We start from the raw sequence: 20,980 nt of genomic DNA on the forward strand, positions 1-20,980 counted from the left end.
GTTAACGCAGTGCGCCTTTTGCCTTCAGGTCAGCCTCTTTTTCAGGGTTTACCCACCAAAGATCCAGATAACCGAGTGTGAAAGGCGGCAGGTTTTCAGGGTATTCGTACATGTCGTAGTAAGCCGTCCAGTAGTCCGCGACATAACCGTCAGGGATGATAAAGAACTCATACCTCAGGACACGGTCCAATGCCATAAGCGCTGCGTCTTGTTCTTCCTGATTTGTCGTATCGAATGAGGATTCGATGACCGCGTCAACCAAAGGGCTGGCCAAACCCGCAGGGTTGAACAGGCTAAAGGCGGCTTCTTCCGAACCGTACATCTGACTAAGACCGCCGCCCGTCGACAAAAACGATCCATACCGGTTCGAATAAACCATGTCGTAGTCGCGTTCACGGCGGCGCAGTGTGAACTGTGACGGATCAACCTTCTCGGCCGAGGCATCCACGCCAATCGCCTGCAGGTTCTGAACGAAAGTCTCGATCATCGTGGCCGTTGATGTGGGAATGCTTGAGGCGTAAGGGATGTTAACCTTCAGCGTCTGCCCTTCAGCGTTGCGCCGCAGATTGCCGTCACCAACCGGCCAACCGGCCTCGTCCAATAATTTCGACGCCTTGCGCAGATTTCGACGATCATTCAGGCGCGCCGAATTGGATTCATGAGTCACCAAGGCAGGGTCGCTCAGGACTTCGGCCGGCACAACATCGCCCAGCGCCTCGAGGAAGGCAAGCTCAGCCCCTTCTGGTGCGCCTGTCGCTTCGAGATGAGTACCCTGCACAAACGAGCTGCGCGGTGAATTGAGACCGAACATCAGCGATTCATTGGCCCATTCGAAATTGAAGGCCAGCGCTATGGCTTTGCGGACATTCTTATCCTCGAACTGCGGCTTTCCCAGATTGAACACGAAACCCGATGGCGTCGGCGGGCTGCCATCCGTAATCTCATCACGAACGACCGACCCTTGGGTCAACTTCGGAAAGTCATACCCCGAAGCCCAAAGCTTGGGGTCGCTTTCGATGCGCATTGTGTATTCGCCGGCCTTGAACCCTTCGAACGCGGCGGTCTGGTCGGCGAAATACTCGACCCGAATGGTGTCGTAGTTGTTGCGCCCGACATTGATCGGCAAATCCTGCCCCCAATAATCGTCGCGCCGCTTGTAAACGATGCGGCGGTTAATGTCATAGCTATCCAGCTTGTACGGCCCCGACCCAACTGCAACTTCAAGCCGCGGTTCGTCCAGGCGGCGGCTCTCATCGGCCTCGAACCACGCTTTTGAAAACACCGGTGTCGAGCCAACCGTTTCGATCAACCCACGCCGTGTCACTTCGGGACTAAACGTAAACTTGACCGTATGATCATCCAATGCTTCGGCACCGGTGACCATCCGGCCAACGGCCTGCGCATAAGATGGAAGACCCTGTTCGATAAACAGTCGGTGGCTATAGACCACATCTTCGGCAGTTACTGGCGATCCGTCCCAGAATGTTGCTTCGGGCCGGATGTGAAAGATCACGTAGTTGCGGCCTTCGTCATATTCCATGCTTTCCGCAAGCAGGCCATAGTATTGACCCACACTATCCGAGGTGCTGTCGATCAACGAGTCGTACTGCAGGGTCGTCAATGCACCGGCACGCCCTTTGCGCGAATACGGGTTCAGAGAGTCGAACGTGCCTGATCCAGCCAGCGACAGCTCGCCACCCTTTGGGGCTTCGGGATTCACATAACCCAGATGCGGATAATCCGCCGGGTAGTCCAGATTACCAAAATAAGAGTACCCATGGCTGCGCATCACATTTTCTTCTGCGGCGCTGACGGCGCTGCTTGCCCCCATAACAAGCGCTATTCCCAATGCTGCCGCCCAAGGTCGCATATTCGAAACGCGCAGTGCAGGCAGGAGGGGTGTCATGTGGCTCATCCTCTGGATCGTTGTCGTCTTTATTTTCGTACGCGAAGGCTAAAAGACCAGCGCTGACAGATTCAAGTTTAGAATGCGTGAGCGCTTTGTGAAGTTCTGTTTAGACAAAAAAAGCCGCTGCACAAAGCAGCGGCTTTCAATTTTTGGAATATCCAAGGACTGGATCAGTTGCCGATTGTCTGCAGATAGGCAATCAGGTCAGCGCGCTCTTGCGGTTTTTTCAAACCAGCAAAGCTCATCGAAGTGCCCGAGATGTAAGCACTTGGGCGCTCGAGGAATGCATCCAGTGCTTCTGGTGTCCAGTTGCCACCATGCGCTTGCATCGAAGCCGAATAGCCGGTGAAACCCTTGGCCGATGCAACAGGGCGGTCAACAACGGCGTAAAGGTAGGGTCCGGTTCCGTTGGCTCCGTCTTCCAGTTTGTGGCAAGCGGTGCATTTGCGGAAAACGCGTGCGCCTTTTTCCGGATCGGCGGCGGCCAGCAGGTCTTCGAACACCACTTCTTCGGCGTTGGCGCTTTCACCAGAGCTTTCGGTTTCAATGATGTAAGAGGCCGTCTCGCCATGACCATCGGCATGGTACAGGCCTTCGGCGGCCCATTTGGCCAGAAGCAGCACCAGGAAGGTGCCAAACAGGCCTGCGGCGGCCTTGGTAACTGTCATCGTGTCGAACATTGATCGCGAGTCCATTTAGCTGTCTTGGGGGTGTCTAAGGCTTCCCCTGACAAGAGGCAAGGTATAGACACCGCGACTAAACGCCCAATCTTGGAACTTGTTGCACGGAATCGACCAAATGACCAAACGTATCGCATTTCAGGGGGAACCCGGCGCCTATAGCCACGAGGCTTGCCGCAACGCGCGCCCCGATATGGAGGCCCTGCCCTGCCGTACCTTCGAGGATGTGATCGAATCGGTTCGGTCAGGTGAAGCCGAACTTGCGATGTTGCCGGTTGAGAATACGACCTACGGCCGAGTGGCCGATATTCACCGCTTGCTGCCCCATAGCGGGCTGCACATTATCGACGAGGCCTTCGTGCGGGTGCATATCAACTTGTTGGCCGTTCCGGGTGCGACGCTGGAGGATGTTACCGAGGCGCATTCCCATCTGGTCTTGCTACCACAATGCGCAGGCTTCCTGAAAAAACACGGCATCCGTGGCCGCGTCAGCCCAGACAATGCCCGCGCCGCGCGCGAAGTGTCCGAACAGGGCGAGGTTCACTCGGCGGCGTTGGCCAGCGAATTGGCCGGAGAGATCTACGGCTTGGACGTTCTGGCCCGCCATATCGAGGATAACGACGACAACACCACTCGTTTTCTGGTGATGTCACGCGAAGCAGACCGCGCTCGGCGCGGCGAAAACGGGATGATCACCAGCTTCGTCTTTCAGGTCCGGAATATTCCGGCGGCGCTTTACAAGGCGATGGGCGGATTTGCGACTAATGGTATCAACATGACCAAACTGGAAAGCTATATGGTCGACGGATCCTTTACGGCGACCCAGTTCTACGCTGATATCGTGGGCCATCCAGATGACCGCAACGTGCAACTGGCGATGGACGAGCTGCAGCACTTTACCACCAATGTCGAAGTTCTGGGCGTTTACCCGGCAGCGCAACCGCGCGGTTAGTCAGGCGGATGAACGTTTGTTACTGGTATTTCAGCCGTGATGATATCGTTCTTCTATCTCTCTCGAGAACTCGCTGAGCCGTGATTGGAAGCGTCGCTTGAAGCGTGACTTTCCCAGTCTGATAGACTGCAGGAACAGGCGTGCAGGCAATGATTTTGCAGCCAGGCTCAGGTCCACACTCAACCGGGTTCGGCGTTGCGATAAGGCCAGGAAGTCAACAGTCGTCGTACCACTTACGCCCTTTCCTGCCGCGTTGAACTGCATCCTTGCTGGCGGATCACACTCGGCCATCTCGATAGAGACGCGACGCGGCTTGCCCCGAAGCTTGAAATCCGCCTGCCATGTGGTGCCCGGCACAACACCCATGTGACCCGAAAGGCGTCTGACTTCGATCCCGCGACGCATTGACATACGCTCGAAACGTTCAAAATCAGCGACCATTTCAAACACTGCGTTGATGGGTGCGTCGATATCTTCATGTGCTGTGAATTGCATGGTGTCCGAGGCTCTTACCTTTGATTCCCCAATATTCTGTCAATGCAGCGTATCCGCCAGCCAGTGCTGCAAAAGAAAATGCGCGATGGCACCCTTCCGCGCAGGCATCAATGTCGGATGTTCACCTGCAAAGGCCTGCATCATTTCCGACTTGCTGACCCAGATGGCATCTTCGATTTCAATCGGGTCGATTGTAATATCGCGTGACAGCGCCAGACCTGCACACCCAAACATCAACGACGCGGGAAAAGGCCAGGGCTGACTGGACAGGTAAGTGACTGCTCCGACAGGTACTCCGGCCTCTTCCATCACTTCGCGGCGCACGGCGGCCTCGAGCGTTTCACCGGGCTCCACAAAGCCCGCAAGCAGGGAATACATCCCGTCCGGCCAACCCGGAGACCGCCCCATCAACACCGAATCTCCATGCGTGATCAACATGATGACAACCGGGTCCGTGCGCGGGAAATGCTGACCCCCGCAAGACGGACAGCTGCGCTGCCATCCCGCCTGTGCCAAATCACTGGCGGCACCGCAGCGGGCGCAGAAACGGTGCGTCTCGTGCCAGCCGATCACCGCCTTGGCTGTTGCCGCCAGCTCCGCATCCCGAGGGTTCAGACGGGTCATGATCCGACGCAATTCGACGAAAACATGCCCGATGGACAAAGCGGGGTGCTGTTGCTCGGAACGGTCGAAGAATGCCCCGACCTCGGACAGGTCCAGCCCCTCGGCTTCCCACCCCGAGATGTCCAAAGCGAACAGCGGTACGTGATCCGAAATACCTAAAAAGACCGGATCCTCAACAATACCACCCGGTCCATTGCGCAACAGATCGTGCGTCAGCGGCAGCAACGCCAGCCGATCCAGAGCTTCGCCCTCGACCAGCACCTTACCGCGCCACAACAAAAGGCACCTTGCCTCCGGGTCGTTTGTGACTTGCGCAAGCCCCTCGGGATCGTTGCGCAGATGTGCTGCGCGATCCAGTCCCGACCCGCCAAACGTCACGGTTTCCGCGTATTTCATTGCAATCCCTTCAGGTTGTCGGCACAGGGCTGCCACGAGCACCGGATCGTTGCAACGACATTTCTGCCTCGTGGGAAATTGAGGAGATAATGTGATCAACTCAAACTCTGCCTTGAAACTTGCGTCAAATACTCTTTTTGTTGAAATAGGTTAACCAAAAACGTCTAAAAGTAGAGTATTGCAACATCCCCCTTCTTCTCTAAGCGCAACGATCAGGATTTTGGGAACCTCGGATCTGCATATGAATGTGACCGGGTTTGACTATTATCGGGATGCGCCGGAACCCATGATTGGGTTTACCCGCACAGCCACACTGATCCGCCAAGCTCGAAACGAGGTCAAAGATGCCCTGACCATCTTGCTGGATAACGGGGATTCACTGCAGGGAACGCCTATTGGGGAATGGGCCGTAACACAAACCCAGACCTGTCATCCTCTGATGGAGGCTTTCGAAGCGCTGGATTACGATGCCATCGGACTCGGAAACCATGATTTCGGCTTCGGCTTGCAGGTTCTGGACCGTATCCTGCCCCAATCCCCCTGCCCTGTCCTATGCAGCAACGCGCACCGGTTGGACCGCCCCGGTGCTTGGAGCAGGCAGGCAGTGCTAAACCGAACCATGAAAGCCGGAGGCCGCGAATATCCGATCAAAATCGGCGTTTTTTCAGCCCTGCCGCCGCAAACTGCGAACTGGGAGGCGCACCGGCTAGAGCAAAAGGTCCGCATCGACGATATCCTGTCCACGGCACGACACGTGTCGCAAGAGCTGAAGGCCGCTGGGTGCGATCTTGTGATCGCGCTGGCGCATTCCGGGATTGGCACCGCCCAACCGGAGCCGAATCTGGAAAACGCGGTGATTCCCCTAGCGGCCATCGGGCCAATCGATGCGATTATAGCGGGACATTCACATCTGACTTTGCCGGGCGCGTCGCATGAAGGGTTTGCGTTCGTGGACAGTGCCAAAGGTCAAGTGCACGGCAAGCCGGCTGTCATGCCGGGCAGCGCTGGGTCGCATCTTGGTGTGATTGACCTGACGATGAAACTTGGTGACGACGGAAAATGGCAGGTAGAAACGCACCGTTCACACCTGAAGGCAATCGCACCCGACTTTGTTGGCGCTGAGGTTCCGGAAGACCCCGAACTGTCGCGGATTTTTGCCAAGGCGCACCGCGAAACTCGCGCGCAGTGCAACACGCTCTTTGGACACACGTCGCATCATCTGCACAGCTATTTCAGCTTTTGCGCCTGGGATCGCGGTCTGGCGCTTGTGGCTGCCGCGCAAGCTGCAGCATTGCGGCAGCATATGCAGGGAACTGCCTATGCAGGGCTACCCGTCTTGTCGGCAGTTGCACCGTCAAAATTCGGCGGTCGTGCAGGACCTCGGTTTTTCACCGATATCCCACCCGGGCAGATATGTACGCGCCATGTTGCCGACCTGAACGTGTTTCCGAACGAGATGCAGGCCGTCATTGTCTCGGGCACTGAAATCAAGGATTGGCTGGAAATGTCCGCTGGCGTGCTGAACCAGATGCGGCCGGGTGAACAATCGGACCTTGTGGATACGAATCGCGCCGGACATAATTTTGACGTGCTACACGGGTTAACTTACGCACTAGATCTAGCATCTCCGGCGCGGTTTGACGCAGGTGGCGCAATACTTCATCCCAACAGCCATCGGGTTCGCGGATTGCGATTCAACGGCCGCCCTATCGACACAGATCAGCGCTTTGTTGTCGCGTTGAACAACTATCGCGCCAACGGAGGCGGGAATTTCCCGTTTTCCGAAAACGCGACCCGAATTCCTCTGCCGGTCCTTCCGATTCAACATATTGTACGGGATTACCTGTCGGGCGTCTTACCGATGGACCCTTTGGAAGAGGCACTCCAGCCTTTTCGGTTGTCACCCATACCCGGTGCCCATGCGCTTGTGAAAACCGGAGCGGCCGCTGACCAACACCTGGAAGAACTGGCACGCTACCGCGCCAAAGTCATCGGTCCGGATGCGAAAGGTTTTCTGAATATTCAGCTCTCCCTCTGACGGGTTGCCAAGCATGAACCAAATGCCTATATCCACCGTTGAGAGGTTGGCGCGGGCGAGCGCCTCGCCAACCTGGTCAGGTCCGGAAGGAAGCAGCCACAACGAGCCCCGCTTGGGTCGATGTCCAACCTCTCACTTCATCCCCGACAGTTTTGACCGGTTTAGACACGCAGCACTTATGCGATCAAGCGCGGCCATAGGGACGCGTTGCGACGCGCGAACGCGCCGATATGGCCAATGTCCTTAAGTCCGAATTCCTGCGGCGACAGCACATGACGCCGAGCGCTGGAGCCGTACAGATCTGCCAACCGCCAAACGGCTTCGGGCGGAACCATCTGGTCGTCCTCGAAAGTGAACAGATCGACCGGTTTGCCTTTCTCTGCCCAGGTTGCGGCAGGTAGCGTTTTTCCGATTTCTGGCAGATAATTTTGGGGTGCCGTGCACCACTTGCGCCACTGCCAGTAAACCGATGCAGGCAGGTCGGCCCCAAATCCCACTGCCTTTCCTGGCAGGTATCCAACTGTTTTTACCGCCAGCGGAACATGTCCATACCAGAACAAGGACGCCAACGCGCGATAAGGCCAAGGGTGATCACTGATTGTCACCAGCCCCGAACACACACAGATCATGCGATCTATATGGTCGATATCAGGTTGTATTGGCCCCAACATCCCTCCGACCGAGTGCCCTATGCTCCAGTGTTCTGCGTGTGGGTAACGCTGGCGCATTTCCGCTCTGGCGGCAGGCATGTCGGTCAGCGCCCAATCCGCCATCTTTACCCGCGATTCCTGCAGTAATCCGGTCAGTGAGTGGCCAAAGTCACGATAGTCGTAGGTCAGGCAGGCGATCCCCTGATCCGCTGCCAGCCAATTCGCGAAATGCTGATAGTAATCCCTCGGGACACCGGTCGCACCATGTACAACCACGGCGACTTTGGGATCAGTCACGGGCCGGTACAGGCGCGCCGACAGCATTGCCGAACCGGCAGAAAACCGAAAATCCTCGGTCAGGACGGGGGGTGTATCATCCAGCATAGCGTTGCTCACCTGATCTGAACTGTTCGGTTCACCCCTTATCCCCACTTCTTTGGCCGGGCTGAGTCAAGGGCGCATCAAGATGACCAAACGTCCACTTTGCGCGCGCGCCCGCTTGACTCAAAGCCCGCTCAACCGCTAGCGATGGCGTGATGGTTCTTGTCCCGTGTTGGGACAAGATGAAAAGGGAACACGGTGCGGTTCTGCCCGGTCATGCCGGAACGATCCAATGCCGCGACTGCCCCCGCAACTGTAAGCGGTGAGCAATGCCGAAATACCACTGGCCCGCAAGGCTGGGAAGGTCGGCAACGCTATGACCCGCAAGTCAGGAGACCTGCCATCAAAGCAAAACTGTAACTCGGGCGGGGTATCCGGGCGGGATTGTCAGCGCGCTGTCACACCTGATCTACGCCCCGTTCCCCGCGCGGAGGGCGCATTATGATCTGGAAGACAAAAACGCACCAATTCAGTGCAACCCTATGTCAGAAAACCGGCAAGACCTGCCCGGCTCTGGCGCAGATGGCACGGGCTATTGTGCAGGCGATGGAATCCGCAGTGCCTGCCACGTCGGATGACTTCGCGTTGGACGGCAGCGGAGAGCTGGGCCATTGCCCACAGGGCTGCATCGCCCGATTCCGCGCCCAGAAAGATCAAATTCGCATCTTCTGCGGCACTAGCACGGACGCCTCGCTCGACGCGTTGGATGGTTATGCGGATATGCTGTTCGGCCCCGATGCTGCGGCCCGTCCGGCCGGCCAGTTGCCAGTGCCGCCCTGTGCCATGCTTGAAGTGTCAGAGCTGGCCCCGGCGCAACCAGCACAGCCCCAGCAGCATCTGGCGCTGTAACTCAGTCCGGCGCGCAGGTTGCCCAACGCATCTGCCCGTCGGTTTCAACCGCACAGGGCCGCACGGCGCGCAGGCGGCGCAACGCCGCGTCGGACGCGAAGCCCTGTTCGACCATAAGCCGCAGGGCGATCATGCCCGACCGCCCGCACCCGCCCCGGCAATGCACCAGCACCCGCCCTCCACGCGCCAGAATATGCGCGGCAGACTGGCTGATCCGGGGCCACGCGGCCTCGGTGTCCGGCGACGGCGCGCCAAAATCTTCAATCGGCAGGTGCGTCCAGGTTATGCCCTCGGCGTGCAGGTCATCTCCCAGTTTTCCCGCTCCGGTCTGCTCCATCTCGGAGCTTGTGGTCATCGAAATCACAAGATCGGGCCGCCAGCGGCGAATGATATCCAAATCCCGCGCATACTCCCCCGCGCGCCCCGGCAGCGGCGACAGCGCGAAATGACCGGCCCCGACCTCGACCACGTGAATTGCAAATGGCTCCATCCCCGGCCTCCTTTCCACATAGCTTCTATGCTGTGCAAACTGACCTGCAAACCGAATTTCCCCCAAGGCGGCGGTGGACGCGGGCGGCGGGGGTCTCTAGGCTGCGTCGGAACCCGAATCCGACAGAGCAGATATGACCGACACGCCCAGCCCCGCCTATCAGGTTCTTGCCCGTAAATACCGCCCTGAAACCTTTGCCGATCTGGTCGGGCAGGAGGCCATGGTACGCACGCTGAAAAACGCGTTCGAGGCGGATCGGATCGCGCAAGCCTTTATCATGACCGGCATTCGCGGCACCGGCAAAACCACCACGGCCCGGATCATCGCCAAAGGCATGAACTGCATCGGCCCCGATGGCGAGGGCAAACCGACGACCGAACCCTGCGGCCAGTGCGAACATTGTGTGGCGATCATGGAAGGTCGCCATGTGGACGTGATGGAGATGGACGCCGCCAGCCGGACCGGTGTGAACGATATTCGCGAGATCATCGACAGCGTCCGCTATCGCGCGGCCTCGGCCCGCTACAAGATTTACATCATCGACGAGGTCCACATGCTGTCGACCAGCGCCTTCAACGCGCTGCTCAAGACGCTTGAGGAACCGCCCGAGCATGTGAAGTTTATCTTTGCCACCACCGAGATTCGCAAAGTGCCGGTGACAGTCCTGTCCCGATGTCAGCGCTTTGACCTGCGACGGATCGAGCCCGAGGACATGATCGGCCTACTGCGCAAGATCGCCGATGCCGAAGGCGCACAGATCGCCGAAGACGCGATGGCACTAATCACCCGCGCCGCCGAGGGTTCAGCCCGCGATGCGACCTCTCTTCTGGATCAGGCGATTTCACACGGCGCCGGGGAAACCAGCGCCGATCAGGTGCGTGCGATGCTGGGTCTGGCCGACCGGGGCCGAGTGCTGGACCTGATGGACATGATCCTGCGTGGCGATGCCGCCGGGGCGCTGACCGAACTTGGCGCACAATATGCCGAAGGCGCCGACCCGCTGGCCGTGCTGCGCGATCTGGCCGAGATCACTCATTGGGTGTCGGTGGTAAAGATCACGCCGGATGCCGCTGAAGACCCGACTGTGCCCCCAGATGAACGCGCGCGGGGTCAGCAAATGGCCGAGGCCCTGCCGATGCGGGTCCTGACCCGCATGTGGCAGATGTTGTTGAAAGCGCTCGAGGAAGTCTCAGCCGCGCCCAACGCCATGATGGCCGCCGAGATGGCCGTGATCCGCCTGACCCATGTGTCTGACCTGCCCAGCCCAGAAGAACTGATCAAACGGTTGCAAGACGCGCCTCCCCCACCGCCAAACGGCGGGCCCGGCGGCGGAATGACCGCATCATCACACGCCGCGCAGGCCCCGGTGGCCTCCACTTATGCGCCGCCCATTCGCGGCGGGCCCGGAGCGCCCACGGCCGCACTGGCGCAGGATGTGCAAACGGCATTGGCCCGCTACCCGAGTTTTGAACATGTGGTCGAACTGATCCGTACCAACCGGGATGTGAAACTGCTGGTTGAGGTCGAAAACGGCGTCCGGATGGTGTCTTACCAACCCGGTCGGATCGAGTTCACGCCAACAGATTCAGCCCCAACCGATCTGGCCGCCCGCATGGGTACCGCACTACAACGCTGGACCGGCAACCGCTGGGCGGTGACCATTGTGGCCAACGGTGAGGCGGCAACCATCGCCGAAATCCGAGATGCCGCCGATCTGGCGTTAAAGGCCGAGGCCGAACAGCACCCGCTGGTGCAGGCGGTGCTGGCTCAATTCCCCAAAGCCAAGATCAAACGCATCGAAACCCCCGAAGAACGCGCCGCCAAGGTCGAAACCGAAGCCCTGCCCGAGGTCGAAGACGAATGGGACCCGTTCGAGGAGGACTAACCCTCCCGCGCCCGCCACGGGCCATCGGCTGACGCCGATACCCCTGAGCGACCTTGGGCCCGGCAGAGCGCGGGCGTTGCCCGCGCTCTGCCGGGCCCAACGGGAGGAGAGGTCTTGCAAAAGACCGCGACGACGGGCGGGAGGGCACTGCCCCCTTGTGCCGCACGGGCGCTGTCCGTATCTAGGCGACAAACCGATTAGCAGGAGAAAACGTAATGCTTAAAGGACTCGGCGGTCTGGGCGATATGGCCAAGATGATGAAATCCGCGCAGGATCTGCAGACCAAGATGACCGACATGCAGGAAGAACTGAACAATCTGATGGTTGTCGGCGAATCCGGTGCTGGACTGGTCAAAGCCACTGCCACCGCCAAGGGCGAACTCAAAGGTCTGGACATCGACCCCTCGATCTTCAACGGCGACGACAAAGAGGTCGTCGAAGACCTGATCCTCGCCGCTATCAAGGACGCGCAGACCAAAGCCGCCGAACGCGCGCAGGCCGAGATGGCCAAGCTGACCGAAAGCATGGGTTTGCCCGCAGACATCAAGCTGCCGTTCTGATAGACACTCCTGACGGTCCAAAGGCCGGGCACCCTGCCCGGCCCCTGTGCAGGGGTACGCGCGTTGAGTTCGAACAGCGACATCGACAATCTGATCGACCTGATGGCCAAACTGCCGGGGCTTGGGCACCGCTCGGCCCGTCGCGCGGTGCTGCACCTGATCCGCAAACGTGCGCTGCTGCTGACACCCCTGTCGGACGCCATGCAGCAGGTCGCCATCACCGCCCGCGAATGCTTGAACTGCGGCAACGTGGGCACCACGGACATCTGTGACATCTGCAACGCCGAGGCCCGCGCCACCGGAGAGCTGTGCGTAGTAGAAGACGTCGCCGACCTCTGGGCGATGGAACGCGCAGGCGTGTTCAAAGGCCGCTATCACGTGCTGGGTGGGACACTCTCGGCACTGGACGGCGTCGGCCCGGACGAACTGCGCATCCCGCGCCTCAAAGATCGAGTCACTGCAGAAGGGATCACCGAGGTCATCCTCGCCCTGAACGCCACCGTCGATGGCCAGACCACAGCCCATTACATCGCCGACCAGCTAGACGGTCAGGTGCGCCTGACCTCACTCGCTCAGGGTGTGCCGATTGGTGGCGAGTTGGATTATCTGGATGACGGAACGATCACGGCAGCGCTGCGGGCGCGCAAGGAGATCTAGCGAACGATATCAGGCCTAAATTGCAGGTTAAGAGGTCAGGACAGCTCGCGCCTCGACAGGAAAACATCGGCCCATCTGCGGTCTGTACCGGATAGATAATGCATGCATTGTTCCGCGTCTGTCCGCTGCAGTCTTTTGTTCCTGCTGCCCATGATATTAACAAAGTCAAACGCCTTCAGGACCGCGGCAAAGGCCTGGGCGTCGAATTCAGGCTTTGGTATCCGCCACCCTTCGAACACCGCCAAATCAACGCGCTGCCAGAATCCGAGTGGAAGTTCGCTCATCAGCACCTCATCCAAACCTTGGGTATCAGATTTCCAAATCAACCGTCGCTTTCGGGCCTCATCCCCCATGCAATCGTCAAGCAACTGCTCCGATATCTTGCGGATCGGGGCTTTGATCACGTGATGGTTTCTGCCCGCTACTGCATTCTCATTGAACGAAAAATTTCCTCCGTTCACATCGTCAGTAAAAAAGGTCAACTCACCATCTGTCGTTCCCAGACCGAAGCTATGGACCGTCGCAGTTGGCATCCCGCCGATATTTCGCTCAAGATGCTCGACATTGTCCGGGCTGGGTTCGAAACAGGAAGCGGAATGCACGTTCTGGTAGTTGAGCAGCACCTGCCGCGTATAGAGCCCGACATTCGCCCCTATATCAATAAGATGGTAAGAGGCTGCATCGCAAACCTGACCAATAAAGCGTGTTTCGTTGAAATTCCACTCGTACTGCTGCGCGACATGAGGAAAGATCGAGCCATCGGTCAGAAGCGAGATCTCGTCCCCCCGCTCAAACGTTCCACGAAGAGGGCTTTCCTCGGATAGCCGCATTTGCACCGAGGTGCAGGTACGTCGAAGAAAACGTATCTGTTGACGGTTCATCATGTGATCCTGAATAGTGAAAACATCTAATCTCGAACAACGGCCACCACCGGCATTACCCGATCGCGCACAAAATGGAACAATTGCGCCTGCTTCTCAAGATTTGATAGAAACGTTCGGCACATTTGGCGCTTTAGATGCGCCGGACTTTGGTATCAACTCGATTCCGAATGCGAGCGTCCGTTATTCGACATATTTCAGGAGCTTAACCAGTGCCTCGTCTTCTTGCTCTTTTGTTAACGGCAGTCACAACAACAACAGCGTTTGCACAAGACCTTATCGACAAGGGTTTCGTCGAGGGTTGGAACATCATGATGGACCCTGCGCTTGGGAATGGGTGCCTGATCCAGACGATTTATCAGGATCTCTCGGTCGTGCGTATCGGGTATGACGCGTTGGACAAACGCGGTTATTTCGCCGTCTACAACAAGGCCTGGGGCGAGATCGAACAGGGCGAGAGCTATCCGATCCGTTTTGAACTGGATGGCAAAAGCTACGATGGCACCGCAATCGGATTCAACGAACGCGATGTGCCCGGTGCAACGGTGTTTTTCACTGACCCCAAATTCGTTGATGCGATTGCACAGAACAAGACCTTGACCATCTACAACACGCAAGGTGAAACCGTGATGGCCATTGATCTGAAAGGCACCGCCAAGGCGTTGGGCTATGCGCGGGAGTGCCAGAACCGCGAGCTTTAACGAATCGGATCGAACAGAGCATCCTTGGCCGTGCAGTCGCGGATCACATCTCGGCCGCATGGCACCGGTTTCAGGTCGCGCGACAGGCAAAGGCGTACCTCTTCGATATAGCCCTGTTTGCAGGTGACGGTGATCATGTCGCGCTCTAGCGCAGGGTTTTCCTTTAGAAACGCCTCTTCCACCACCGAGGCGGGCAGTTTGACCGCCCCGTCCAGCTTGCGGAACACAGGCGGGCGGGTGACGCCCTCATAGGCCGCGCGCGACAAAGCGTAGTAGTCCGCTGCAGACAGGCCCGAACAGGTTCCGTGCTTCTTCCACTGGTGCCACGCCAGCCCAGAGGTGCCTTGAATATCCGCCATCTCGCGCGTCATCGCGCGCGACGGCGGCGCCTTGACCGTCGGGCAATAAGACGGCCAGCCTTGATGATATTGCGGCCAAAGCCCGTGCAGGATCCACCCATGATCATGCCGCGCATCGCATTGATCCGAGCCGCGCGCATCACCTTCGCGGGCACACCAGTTGGGCGACCAGCTCAGCGACAGGACGTAATAGTCGAAAACGCCCGCCTTCTCTCCATCGGCCAGTGCGACCAACCCGCTGAACGCCCACATGACCAGCGCTAGAATCCCGTGACGCATTCGCCTCTTCCCTTCTTGCCTTTGCGCGACTATATAGGCCCGAAGTTCCCCGACAACGGAAACCTGCCCCAAGATCACGGGGCCGCCGAATTCCGGCGACGGGACAGATGTATTTACAGGAGACGGGCTGATGGCAAAACCGCTTATGGCCAAAGCAACCGCCGTTTGGCTGGTGGACAACACCACGATCAGCTTCAAGCAGATCGCGGATTTCGTAGGAATGCACGAGCTTGAGGTGCAGGGCATCGCAGACGGCGACGTGGCCGCCGGTGTCAAAGGGTTCGACCCCATCGCCAACAACCAGCTGACCCAGGAAGAAATCGACTCGGCGCAGAACAACCCGCTGCACAAGCTGAAGCTCAAGTTCAACGCCGCTGCGGCAGGCGAGGAAAAGCGCCGTGGCCCGCGCTATACCCCTCTGTCCAAGCGTCAGGACCGTCCGAACTCGATCCTGTGGCTGGTCAAATTCCACCCGGAACTCAGCGACGGCCAGATCGCCAAGCTGGTCGGCACCACCAAGCCCACCATCCAGTCGATCCGTGAGCGTACCCATTGGAACATCGCCAACATGCAGCCAATCGACCCGGTTGCGCTGGGCCTGTGCAAACAGTCCGAGCTGGACGCGATTGTCCAAAAAGCCGCCGCGAAGAAGGCCGCCGAAGGTGGCGTCATGAGCGATGACGAGCGCCGCAAGCTAGTCTCGACCGAGCAGTCGCTGGAAATGGACGCCGCACCGAAAATCCCGACGGCCATCGAGGGGCTCGAAACCTTCTCGCTGTCCGATGATCCGGTCGAGGAAAAAGACGATGAGCCGGTCATCGACGCCGATAGCTTCTTCAACCTGCCCAAAGGTGGCGGCGACGAGGAAGAAGACGAAGATCCGCGCTTCTGATACTTAATCAGCCCTGGTCCGAAAGGGCCGGGGCTTTTTTGCACGAGATACCTATGCTGAATGCTTTGTCCTCTGTTTTCGGCCCGCACCGTGCGGTGTCGATCTATGCGTTTCTGAAAACATGGGGCCTGCTGATGGTGGCGATCGTCGGCACAGTCTCGGTCGCGGCAGCGCTGCTGGTACTCAACGATGATGGCGCGCATGAACACGACTCGTACCTGACGGTTGCGGTTCTGACGGCGACCCCATTGAACGGGGACTTGAAACACGGCGTTATCGCGTCGGTTAAGCTGCCCGACGGGTCCACCATCTCGATCGACGAATCCAAGGAACACGTGGCGCGCACCGTCGGCGATACGGCCTGCGTCGAAAAACGCGTTTACGTCAATAGCGGGGAAGCAAGGTACCGCTTCAAAATGCCGAGCCTCTGCGAGGCCAACCAATAAGCAAAACCGCCCGGAGGCATCTCCGGGCGGTTTTTCCTTTAGATCATCTGGAAGACGATCCCTGAGATGATCGCGCCAGTAATCCCCAATCCAAGATAGGTCGCAAAGACCCGTGGCTTGACCAGCGACCATACGGCAGCCATCGCCGGGATCGAGCTGACCGCGCCTGCGATCATGAACGACATGGCAGCGCCTGCGCTCATGCCCTGCTCGGTCAGACCCGCTAGCAACGGCGGTGCGACGTAAGAGTTCAGATAGGCAGGCATTCCGACCAGCGCCGCGATGACAATCGGCACGACGCCTTCGCCCCCAACCACACGCGCGATCAGGTCGGCGGGCACATAGCTGACCAGAAGCGCCTCGAGCACATAGGCCAAAGCCAGCCATTTCAGCAGGAACATCCCGTTCTGGACAAACTCAGCCCGGAACCGCGTGCGGCGTTCCGGTTCCTGCCAAAATTTCCAGACCGGCTTGTCGTCCTGTTTCGGACCACAGCCGCAGCACCCGGCGGGTTTGTAAACACGCAGAGGCTCGGCGAACGCTCCGCCACGCATCAGCGCGCGCACCACGAAGCCTCCGAACAGGCCCAAAGCAACGGCGGCGACGGCCTTGCCTATGGCAAACGGCCAACCCAGCGCGCCCGCCGTGATCAGCAGGGTCGGCGGGTCGATCAGCGGTGAGCTCAACCAAAACGCCATCACCGCCGACAAAGGCGCGCCCAGCGCCAGCAGACCGGCGATGAAGGGGATCACCTCGCATGAACAGAACGGGGCAAGGCCACCGAACAGGGCGGCGAGGAAAATCATCCGCGTCTCGCGCCCCTCAAAGGCACGGGCGACCATGACCTCGGCACCGGTGGCCTTGAGGTAGGATAGGAGCAGAACTGCGAGCAGAATATACTGCCCGGTATGCGCCAGCGCTTTGCCCGCGAAGATTACCACCTCACCCCAGTTGCCGGGGTCCAGAACGGCAACCGCGATCAGAATAGCCACGATCACTGCCCAGGGCGTTTTGATCAACTCCAGCGCAGCTTTGGCTTGGACCTTCGGGTTTTGCGTTAACTCAGCCATCGTTTGCGGCCTTTCCGACTTCGTCGGCGCAGCACTCGGACAGAATGAACTGCGCCAAAGCGCGCAGCTCGTCATAGCTGGCGCGGTTGATGGTGGTGCGACCGATCTTTTCCTGCTGCACGACCCCTCCGGCGGCTAGAAATCGCAGGTGATGGGCAAGAGTAGAGGGCGCAATTCCGGTGCGTTCCTGAATCTCTCCAACCGTCAGCCCGGCCTGACCGGCGCGGACCAGCGTTTTGAGAACCTTCAACCGGGCCTCGGACCCCATGGCCGAAAATCCTGCTGCTGCAGTTTCCCACATATCGCAACTCCATTAAACTAGATTTCTAGTTATTTAGATTAATGTCGCGCACCCGTCAACGACAAAACGCGTAAGTCCAGATTGCTCACCGCATAAGTCCACCCTATAAGACTTGAATGGGCATCTCAGTCGACACCTTCTTTCTGGAACTAAACGGTCAGGGCACGTTGCAGGCGCAGATCCAGCAAATGATTGCCGAAGGCATCCTGTCGGGTCGTTTTCATGTGGGCGAGAAGCTGCCCTCGTCCCGCAAACTGGCGGCCCATCTGGGCGTCAGCCGGATCACGGTGACACTGGCCTATACGGAACTGCTGGCCAATGACTATCTGACCGCCAAGGGCCGGTCGGGGTATTACGTGTCGGAAAACGCGCCAGTGCCCCCGAAATACACGCCCACCCCGCGCGGCGACGAGACGGTTGACTGGACCACGGCACTGGCCCGCCGATTCTCGGACGGGGACACCCTGACCAAGCCTGCTGACTGGCGCGACTACCGCTACCCGTTCATCTACGGTCAGGCCGACCGGTCGCTGTTCGATCATGCCAACTGGCGCCTGTGCGCAGTTAGGGCGCTGGGCCACAAGGATTTCGATTCTCTGACCGGCGATTACGTGGATCAGGATGACCCGCTGCTGGTCGAATTCATCGCCCGCCACACCCTGCCCCGCCGCGGCATCGCCGCCCGCCCCGAAGAGATTTTGATCACCATGGGCGCGCAGAACGCGCTTTGGCTGGCCTCTCGCATTCTGTTGCACCACAACCGAACCGCGGTGATCGAAGACCCATGTTATTACGCCCTGCGCGATCTTCTGAACCATTCCGATTGCAAAGTGGCCCCGGTCGCAGTGGATCGCGATGGCTTGCCACCCGAGGCGCTGCCCGATCAGACCGATGTGATCTTTACCACCCCCAGCCACCAAAGCCCCACTACAGCCACCATGCCCGTGGACCGGCGCACCACCCTGCTGGCCCGCGCCCGCGAATTGGACGCCATGGTGGTCGAGGATGACTATGAGTTCGAAATGGCCTTTCTGGGTGCGCCCTCGCCCGCGCTCAAATCGATGGACCGGGATGGGCGGGTGATCTATGTGGGCAGTTTCTCCAAATCGCTGTTCCCCGGCCTGCGCCTTGGCTACATGGTCGGGTCCGAGCCGTTCATCCGCGAGGCCCGCGCCCTGCGGTCGCTGGTTCTGCGCCACCCGCCGGGGCATATCCAGCGCACGGCGGCCTATTTCCTGTCCCTTGGCCATTATGACGCGCAGATCCGGCGGATGTCCAAAGCGCTGGACCAACGGCGCGCGGCGCTGGATCAGGCCGTTGAACAGCACGGCCTGACCGTGGCCGGGCGCGGCGTGCTGGGCGGCTCATCCATCTGGATGTCGGCACCGGATCATGTGGACACGGCCCGGCTAGCACAGGAACTACAGGGTCAGAGCGTTCATATCGAGCCCGGCGCTCCGTTCTTTTCCAGCCCTGACCGGCCGCAGAATTTCTACCGTCTGGGATATTCCTCGATCGCGCCGGATCGCATCAATCCGGGCATAAAACGCATCGCCGAGGCAATCCGCGCCTGTTAGCGCAACACTGGACCTATTCCGCCGCGCATTCTGGCCCTAACGCCGCCCCGCGCCATCCGTCAAAACCGTATCTAAAGGCAGGGCAAGAGCCCCGGCCATTCCACATATGCGCGGAGATCACTCAGATGAAAATGACCACGGAAGAGGCCTTTGTTAAGGTTCTGCAAATGCACGGGATCGAACATGCGTTCGGGATCATTGGCTCGGCCATGATGCCGATCTCGGATTTGTTTCCCAAGGCGGGGATCATGTTCTGGGACTGCGCGCACGAGGGCAGCGCCGGCATGATGGCCGACGGCTATACCCGCGCAACCGGCAAGATGTCGATGATGATCGCGCAGAACGGCCCCGGTATCACCAACTTTGTCACCGCCGTCAAAACCGCCTATTGGAACCACACCCCGCTGCTGCTGGTCACGCCGCAGGCCGCAAACAAGACCATCGGTCAGGGTGGTTTCCAGGAAGTCGAGCAGATGAAACTGTTCGAAGACATGGTCGCCTATCAGGAAGAGGTCCGCGATCCGACCCGCGTGTGCGAGGTTCTGAACCGCGTGATCATGCAGGCCAAACGCGCCAGCGCTCCTGCGCAGCTGAACATCCCGCGCGATATGTGGACCCAGGTCATCGACGTAGACCTGCCCGCGATTGTGGAATTCGAGCGTCCCTCGGGCGGCGAAAGCGCCGTAGCGCAGGCGGCCGAGCTGCTGTCGAACGCCAAGAATCCAGTAATCCTGAACGGTGCGGGCGTGGTTCTGTCCGAAGGCGGCATCGAAGCGTCGAAAGACCTGGCCGAGCGCCTGGATGCGCCGGTATGTGTCGGCTACCAGCACAATGACGCCTTCCCCGGCTCGCACCCTCTGTTTGCTGGCCCGCTGGGCTATAACGGCTCAAAGGCGGGGATGGAGCTGATCAGCGAGGCCGATGTGGTTCTGTGCCTCGGCACCCGTCTGAACCCGTTCTCGACCCTGCCGGGCTACGGCATGGAATACTGGCCTGCGGATGCCAAGATCATTCAGGTCGACATCAACCCGGATCGGATCGGCCTGACCAAAAAGGTCTCGGTTGGCATCATCGGCGACGCGGCCAAGGTGGCCAATGGCATTCTAGCAAATCTCGGCGATACAGCTGGCGACGCCGGTCGCGATGAGCGAAAGGCGAAAATCGCTCAGAAGAAATCCGCTTGGGCGCAGCAACTGTCCAGCATGGACCACGAGGATGACGATCCGGGCACCACATGGAACCAGCGCGCCCGCGCGGCCAAGCCCGACTGGATGAGCCCCCGCATGGCGTGGCGCGCGATCCAGTCCGCCCTGCCGAAAGAGGCGATCATCTCGTCCGATATCGGCAACAACTGCGCCATCGGCAACGCTTATCCTTCCTTCGAGGATGGCCGCAAATATCTGGCCCCGGGCCTGTTCGGCCCCTGCGGCTATGGCCTGCCGTCGATCATGGGTGCCAAGATCGGCTGCCCGGATGTGCCGGTTGTGGGCTTTGCTGGTGACGGTGCATTTGGCATCGCCGTGAACGAACTGACCGCCATTGGGCGCGAAGAATGGCCCGCGATTACGCAGATCGTCTTCCGCAACTATCAGTGGGGGGCGGAGAAACGGAACTCGACTCTGTGGTTCGACGACAACTTTGTGGGCACCGAGCTGGACACCAAGGTCTCTTACGCCGGTATCGCGCAGGCCTGCGGCCTGAAAGGCGTGGTGGCACGCACCATGGACGAGCTGACAGCAGCCCTGAATCAGGCCATCGAGGACCAGAAGAACGGCATCACTACCCTGATCGAAGCCATGATCAATCAGGAACTGGGCGAGCCCTTCCGCCGCGACGCGATGAAGAAACCGGTGGCCGTTGCAGGCGTCACCGCCGATGACATGACCCCGCAGGCCGGGGCGTAATCCG

General features: G+C 59.3%; 21 protein-coding genes, 1 other RNA gene and 1 riboswitch. Of the genes, 12 read left to right on the plus strand and 10 right to left on the minus strand.

The genetic code is table 11. The features are described from left to right. Position 1 precedes the first annotated feature (1 nt). Both AC2TAD_RS05400 and AC2TAD_RS05405 read right to left on the minus strand, forming a co-directional pair. Positions 2-1,906: an extracellular solute-binding protein gene (locus AC2TAD_RS05400; protein ID WP_480866393.1), complete on the minus strand. Its 1,905-nt coding sequence runs from the start codon at positions 1,904-1,906 to the stop codon at positions 2-4. Positions 1,907-2,079: 173 nt separating this feature from the next. Next, on the minus strand, positions 2,080-2,589 hold the full coding sequence (locus tag AC2TAD_RS05405; protein ID WP_170355522.1) for a c-type cytochrome: 510 nt from the start codon (positions 2,587-2,589) through the stop codon (positions 2,080-2,082). Between the two features lie 118 nt (positions 2,590-2,707). On the opposite strand from AC2TAD_RS05405, the gene AC2TAD_RS05410 reads away from it, so the two are divergent. Further along, positions 2,708-3,541 carry a prephenate dehydratase gene (locus tag AC2TAD_RS05410; protein WP_480866395.1) on the plus strand — a complete coding sequence of 278 codons (834 nt, stop codon included), beginning with the start codon at positions 2,708-2,710 and terminating at the stop codon, positions 3,539-3,541. Positions 3,542-3,571: 30 nt separating this feature from the next. On the opposite strand, the gene AC2TAD_RS05415 is transcribed toward AC2TAD_RS05410, so the two are convergent. Next, a complete protein-coding gene (locus tag AC2TAD_RS05415) occupies positions 3,572-4,036 on the minus strand; it encodes an SRPBCC family protein (RefSeq protein WP_480866396.1) in 465 nt (154 codons plus the stop codon). Positions 4,037-4,075: 39 nt separating this feature from the next. Further along, positions 4,076-5,056, minus strand: a complete 981-nt coding sequence (gene nudC / locus AC2TAD_RS05420; protein WP_480866398.1) for an NAD(+) diphosphatase — start codon at positions 5,054-5,056, stop codon at positions 4,076-4,078. Positions 5,057-5,234: 178 nt separating this feature from the next. Between nudC and AC2TAD_RS05425 the strand changes: the two genes are divergently transcribed. Continuing rightward, positions 5,235-7,094, plus strand: coding sequence for a bifunctional 2',3'-cyclic-nucleotide 2'-phosphodiesterase/3'-nucleotidase (locus AC2TAD_RS05425; RefSeq protein WP_480866400.1), 1,860 nt, complete (start codon positions 5,235-5,237; stop codon positions 7,092-7,094). Between the two features lie 39 nt (positions 7,095-7,133). Then, an RNA gene (gene ffs, locus AC2TAD_RS05430) (signal recognition particle sRNA small type) lies at positions 7,134-7,232 on the plus strand. A gap of 38 nt (positions 7,233-7,270) precedes the next feature. Here ffs and AC2TAD_RS05435 read toward each other — a convergent pair. Then, positions 7,271-8,128, minus strand: coding sequence for an alpha/beta hydrolase family protein (locus AC2TAD_RS05435; protein WP_480866402.1), 858 nt, complete (start codon positions 8,126-8,128; stop codon positions 7,271-7,273). Between the two features lie 136 nt (positions 8,129-8,264). Continuing rightward, a riboswitch (cobalamin riboswitch) is annotated at positions 8,265-8,484 on the plus strand. 82 nt (positions 8,485-8,566) lie between these two features. Here AC2TAD_RS05435 and AC2TAD_RS05440 point away from each other — a divergent pair. After that, positions 8,567-8,974: a hypothetical protein gene (locus AC2TAD_RS05440; protein ID WP_480866404.1), complete on the plus strand. Its 408-nt coding sequence runs from the start codon at positions 8,567-8,569 to the stop codon at positions 8,972-8,974. A gap of 1 nt (position 8,975) precedes the next feature. Here the strand turns inward: AC2TAD_RS05440 and AC2TAD_RS05445 are convergent, their stop codons facing one another. Beyond that, the gene (locus AC2TAD_RS05445; protein ID WP_480866406.1) at positions 8,976-9,464 is read right to left on the minus strand and encodes a protein-tyrosine phosphatase family protein; all 489 of its coding nucleotides are present in this window, start codon (positions 9,462-9,464) and stop codon (positions 8,976-8,978) included. Positions 9,465-9,597: 133 nt separating this feature from the next. Here AC2TAD_RS05445 and AC2TAD_RS05450 point away from each other — a divergent pair, with 133 nt between their 5' ends. The 3 genes from AC2TAD_RS05450 to recR all read left to right on the plus strand — a co-directional run bounded on the left by AC2TAD_RS05450 (position 9,598) and on the right by recR (position 12,566). Beyond that, the gene (locus AC2TAD_RS05450) at positions 9,598-11,349 is read left to right on the plus strand and encodes a DNA polymerase III subunit gamma/tau (protein WP_480866408.1); all 1,752 of its coding nucleotides are present in this window, start codon (positions 9,598-9,600) and stop codon (positions 11,347-11,349) included. Between the two features lie 215 nt (positions 11,350-11,564). After that, positions 11,565-11,909: a YbaB/EbfC family nucleoid-associated protein gene (locus AC2TAD_RS05455; protein WP_170355334.1), complete on the plus strand. Its 345-nt coding sequence runs from the start codon at positions 11,565-11,567 to the stop codon at positions 11,907-11,909. A gap of 63 nt (positions 11,910-11,972) precedes the next feature. After that, positions 11,973-12,566 (plus strand): recombination mediator RecR, encoded by a 594-nt coding sequence (gene recR, locus AC2TAD_RS05460; protein WP_480866409.1) that lies wholly within the window; start codon positions 11,973-11,975, stop codon positions 12,564-12,566. A 35-nt stretch (positions 12,567-12,601) separates the two neighbouring features. Here the strand turns inward: recR and AC2TAD_RS05465 are convergent, their stop codons facing one another. Next, entirely contained in the window at positions 12,602-13,447 is an 846-nt protein-coding gene (locus AC2TAD_RS05465; protein WP_480866411.1) for an FkbM family methyltransferase, read from the minus strand. A 212-nt stretch (positions 13,448-13,659) separates the two neighbouring features. On the opposite strand from AC2TAD_RS05465, the gene AC2TAD_RS05470 reads away from it, so the two are divergent. After that, positions 13,660-14,148, plus strand: a complete 489-nt coding sequence (locus tag AC2TAD_RS05470; RefSeq protein ID WP_480866412.1) for a hypothetical protein — start codon at positions 13,660-13,662, stop codon at positions 14,146-14,148. On the opposite strand, the gene AC2TAD_RS05475 is transcribed toward AC2TAD_RS05470, so the two are convergent. Beyond that, a complete protein-coding gene (locus AC2TAD_RS05475) occupies positions 14,145-14,786 on the minus strand; it encodes a ribonuclease T2 family protein (protein ID WP_170754489.1) in 642 nt (213 codons plus the stop codon). The genes AC2TAD_RS05470 and AC2TAD_RS05475 overlap by 4 nt on opposite strands. Positions 14,787-14,916: 130 nt before the next feature. Here AC2TAD_RS05475 and AC2TAD_RS05480 point away from each other — a divergent pair, with 130 nt between their 5' ends. Then, positions 14,917-15,678, plus strand: coding sequence for a DUF1013 domain-containing protein (locus AC2TAD_RS05480; RefSeq protein WP_170724540.1), 762 nt, complete (start codon positions 14,917-14,919; stop codon positions 15,676-15,678). 53 nt (positions 15,679-15,731) lie between these two features. Beyond that, on the plus strand, positions 15,732-16,124 hold the full coding sequence (locus AC2TAD_RS05485; RefSeq protein WP_480866414.1) for a hypothetical protein: 393 nt from the start codon (positions 15,732-15,734) through the stop codon (positions 16,122-16,124). A gap of 38 nt (positions 16,125-16,162) precedes the next feature. On the opposite strand, the gene AC2TAD_RS05490 is transcribed toward AC2TAD_RS05485, so the two are convergent. Then, positions 16,163-17,194, minus strand: coding sequence for a permease (locus tag AC2TAD_RS05490; RefSeq protein ID WP_480866416.1), 1,032 nt, complete (start codon positions 17,192-17,194; stop codon positions 16,163-16,165). Then, on the minus strand, positions 17,187-17,495 hold the full coding sequence (locus tag AC2TAD_RS05495; RefSeq protein WP_170355342.1) for an ArsR/SmtB family transcription factor: 309 nt from the start codon (positions 17,493-17,495) through the stop codon (positions 17,187-17,189). Before AC2TAD_RS05495 ends, AC2TAD_RS05490 begins: the two co-directional genes overlap by 8 nt. Before the next feature lie 116 nt (positions 17,496-17,611). Between AC2TAD_RS05495 and pdxR the strand changes: the two genes are divergently transcribed. Both pdxR and xsc read left to right on the plus strand, forming a co-directional pair. Beyond that, the gene (pdxR, locus tag AC2TAD_RS05500; RefSeq protein ID WP_480866418.1) at positions 17,612-19,072 is read left to right on the plus strand and encodes a MocR-like pyridoxine biosynthesis transcription factor PdxR; all 1,461 of its coding nucleotides are present in this window, start codon (positions 17,612-17,614) and stop codon (positions 19,070-19,072) included. Positions 19,073-19,197: 125 nt separating this feature from the next. Next, entirely contained in the window at positions 19,198-20,976 is a 1,779-nt protein-coding gene (gene xsc, locus AC2TAD_RS05505; protein WP_480866420.1) for a sulfoacetaldehyde acetyltransferase, read from the plus strand. Positions 20,977-20,980 lie beyond the last annotated feature (4 nt).

This window comes from Ruegeria sp. HKCCD7628, from assembly GCF_057221005.1.

What these genes read in the sequence shown, in the direction of transcription:
- xsc (WP_480866420.1), top strand. Translation starts at nt 19,198, where the DNA reads ATGAAAATGACCACGGAAGAGGCCTTTGTTAAGGTTCTGCAAATGCAC.
- AC2TAD_RS05480 (WP_170724540.1), top strand. Translation starts at nt 14,917, where the DNA reads ATGGCAAAACCGCTTATGGCCAAAGCAACCGCCGTTTGGCTGGTGGAC.
- AC2TAD_RS05455 (WP_170355334.1), top strand. Translation starts at nt 11,565, where the DNA reads ATGCTTAAAGGACTCGGCGGTCTGGGCGATATGGCCAAGATGATGAAA.
- AC2TAD_RS05405 (WP_170355522.1), bottom strand. Translation starts at nt 2,589, where the DNA reads ATGTTCGACACGATGACAGTTACCAAGGCCGCCGCAGGCCTGTTTGGC.
- AC2TAD_RS05495 (WP_170355342.1), bottom strand. Translation starts at nt 17,495, where the DNA reads ATGTGGGAAACTGCAGCAGCAGGATTTTCGGCCATGGGGTCCGAGGCC.
- AC2TAD_RS05450 (WP_480866408.1), top strand. Translation starts at nt 9,598, where the DNA reads ATGACCGACACGCCCAGCCCCGCCTATCAGGTTCTTGCCCGTAAATAC.
- AC2TAD_RS05440 (WP_480866404.1), top strand. Translation starts at nt 8,567, where the DNA reads ATGATCTGGAAGACAAAAACGCACCAATTCAGTGCAACCCTATGTCAG.
- AC2TAD_RS05445 (WP_480866406.1), bottom strand. Translation starts at nt 9,464, where the DNA reads ATGGAGCCATTTGCAATTCACGTGGTCGAGGTCGGGGCCGGTCATTTC.
- AC2TAD_RS05400 (WP_480866393.1), bottom strand. Translation starts at nt 1,906, where the DNA reads ATGACACCCCTCCTGCCTGCACTGCGCGTTTCGAATATGCGACCTTGG.
- AC2TAD_RS05415 (WP_480866396.1), bottom strand. Translation starts at nt 4,036, where the DNA reads ATGCAATTCACAGCACATGAAGATATCGACGCACCCATCAACGCAGTG.
- AC2TAD_RS05475 (WP_170754489.1), bottom strand. Translation starts at nt 14,786, where the DNA reads ATGCGTCACGGGATTCTAGCGCTGGTCATGTGGGCGTTCAGCGGGTTG.
- pdxR (WP_480866418.1), top strand. Translation starts at nt 17,612, where the DNA reads ATGGGCATCTCAGTCGACACCTTCTTTCTGGAACTAAACGGTCAGGGC.
- AC2TAD_RS05490 (WP_480866416.1), bottom strand. Translation starts at nt 17,194, where the DNA reads ATGGCTGAGTTAACGCAAAACCCGAAGGTCCAAGCCAAAGCTGCGCTG.
- AC2TAD_RS05465 (WP_480866411.1), bottom strand. Translation starts at nt 13,447, where the DNA reads ATGAACCGTCAACAGATACGTTTTCTTCGACGTACCTGCACCTCGGTG.
- AC2TAD_RS05410 (WP_480866395.1), top strand. Translation starts at nt 2,708, where the DNA reads ATGACCAAACGTATCGCATTTCAGGGGGAACCCGGCGCCTATAGCCAC.
- nudC (WP_480866398.1), bottom strand. Translation starts at nt 5,056, where the DNA reads ATGAAATACGCGGAAACCGTGACGTTTGGCGGGTCGGGACTGGATCGC.
- AC2TAD_RS05435 (WP_480866402.1), bottom strand. Translation starts at nt 8,128, where the DNA reads ATGCTGGATGATACACCCCCCGTCCTGACCGAGGATTTTCGGTTTTCT.
- AC2TAD_RS05485 (WP_480866414.1), top strand. Translation starts at nt 15,732, where the DNA reads ATGCTGAATGCTTTGTCCTCTGTTTTCGGCCCGCACCGTGCGGTGTCG.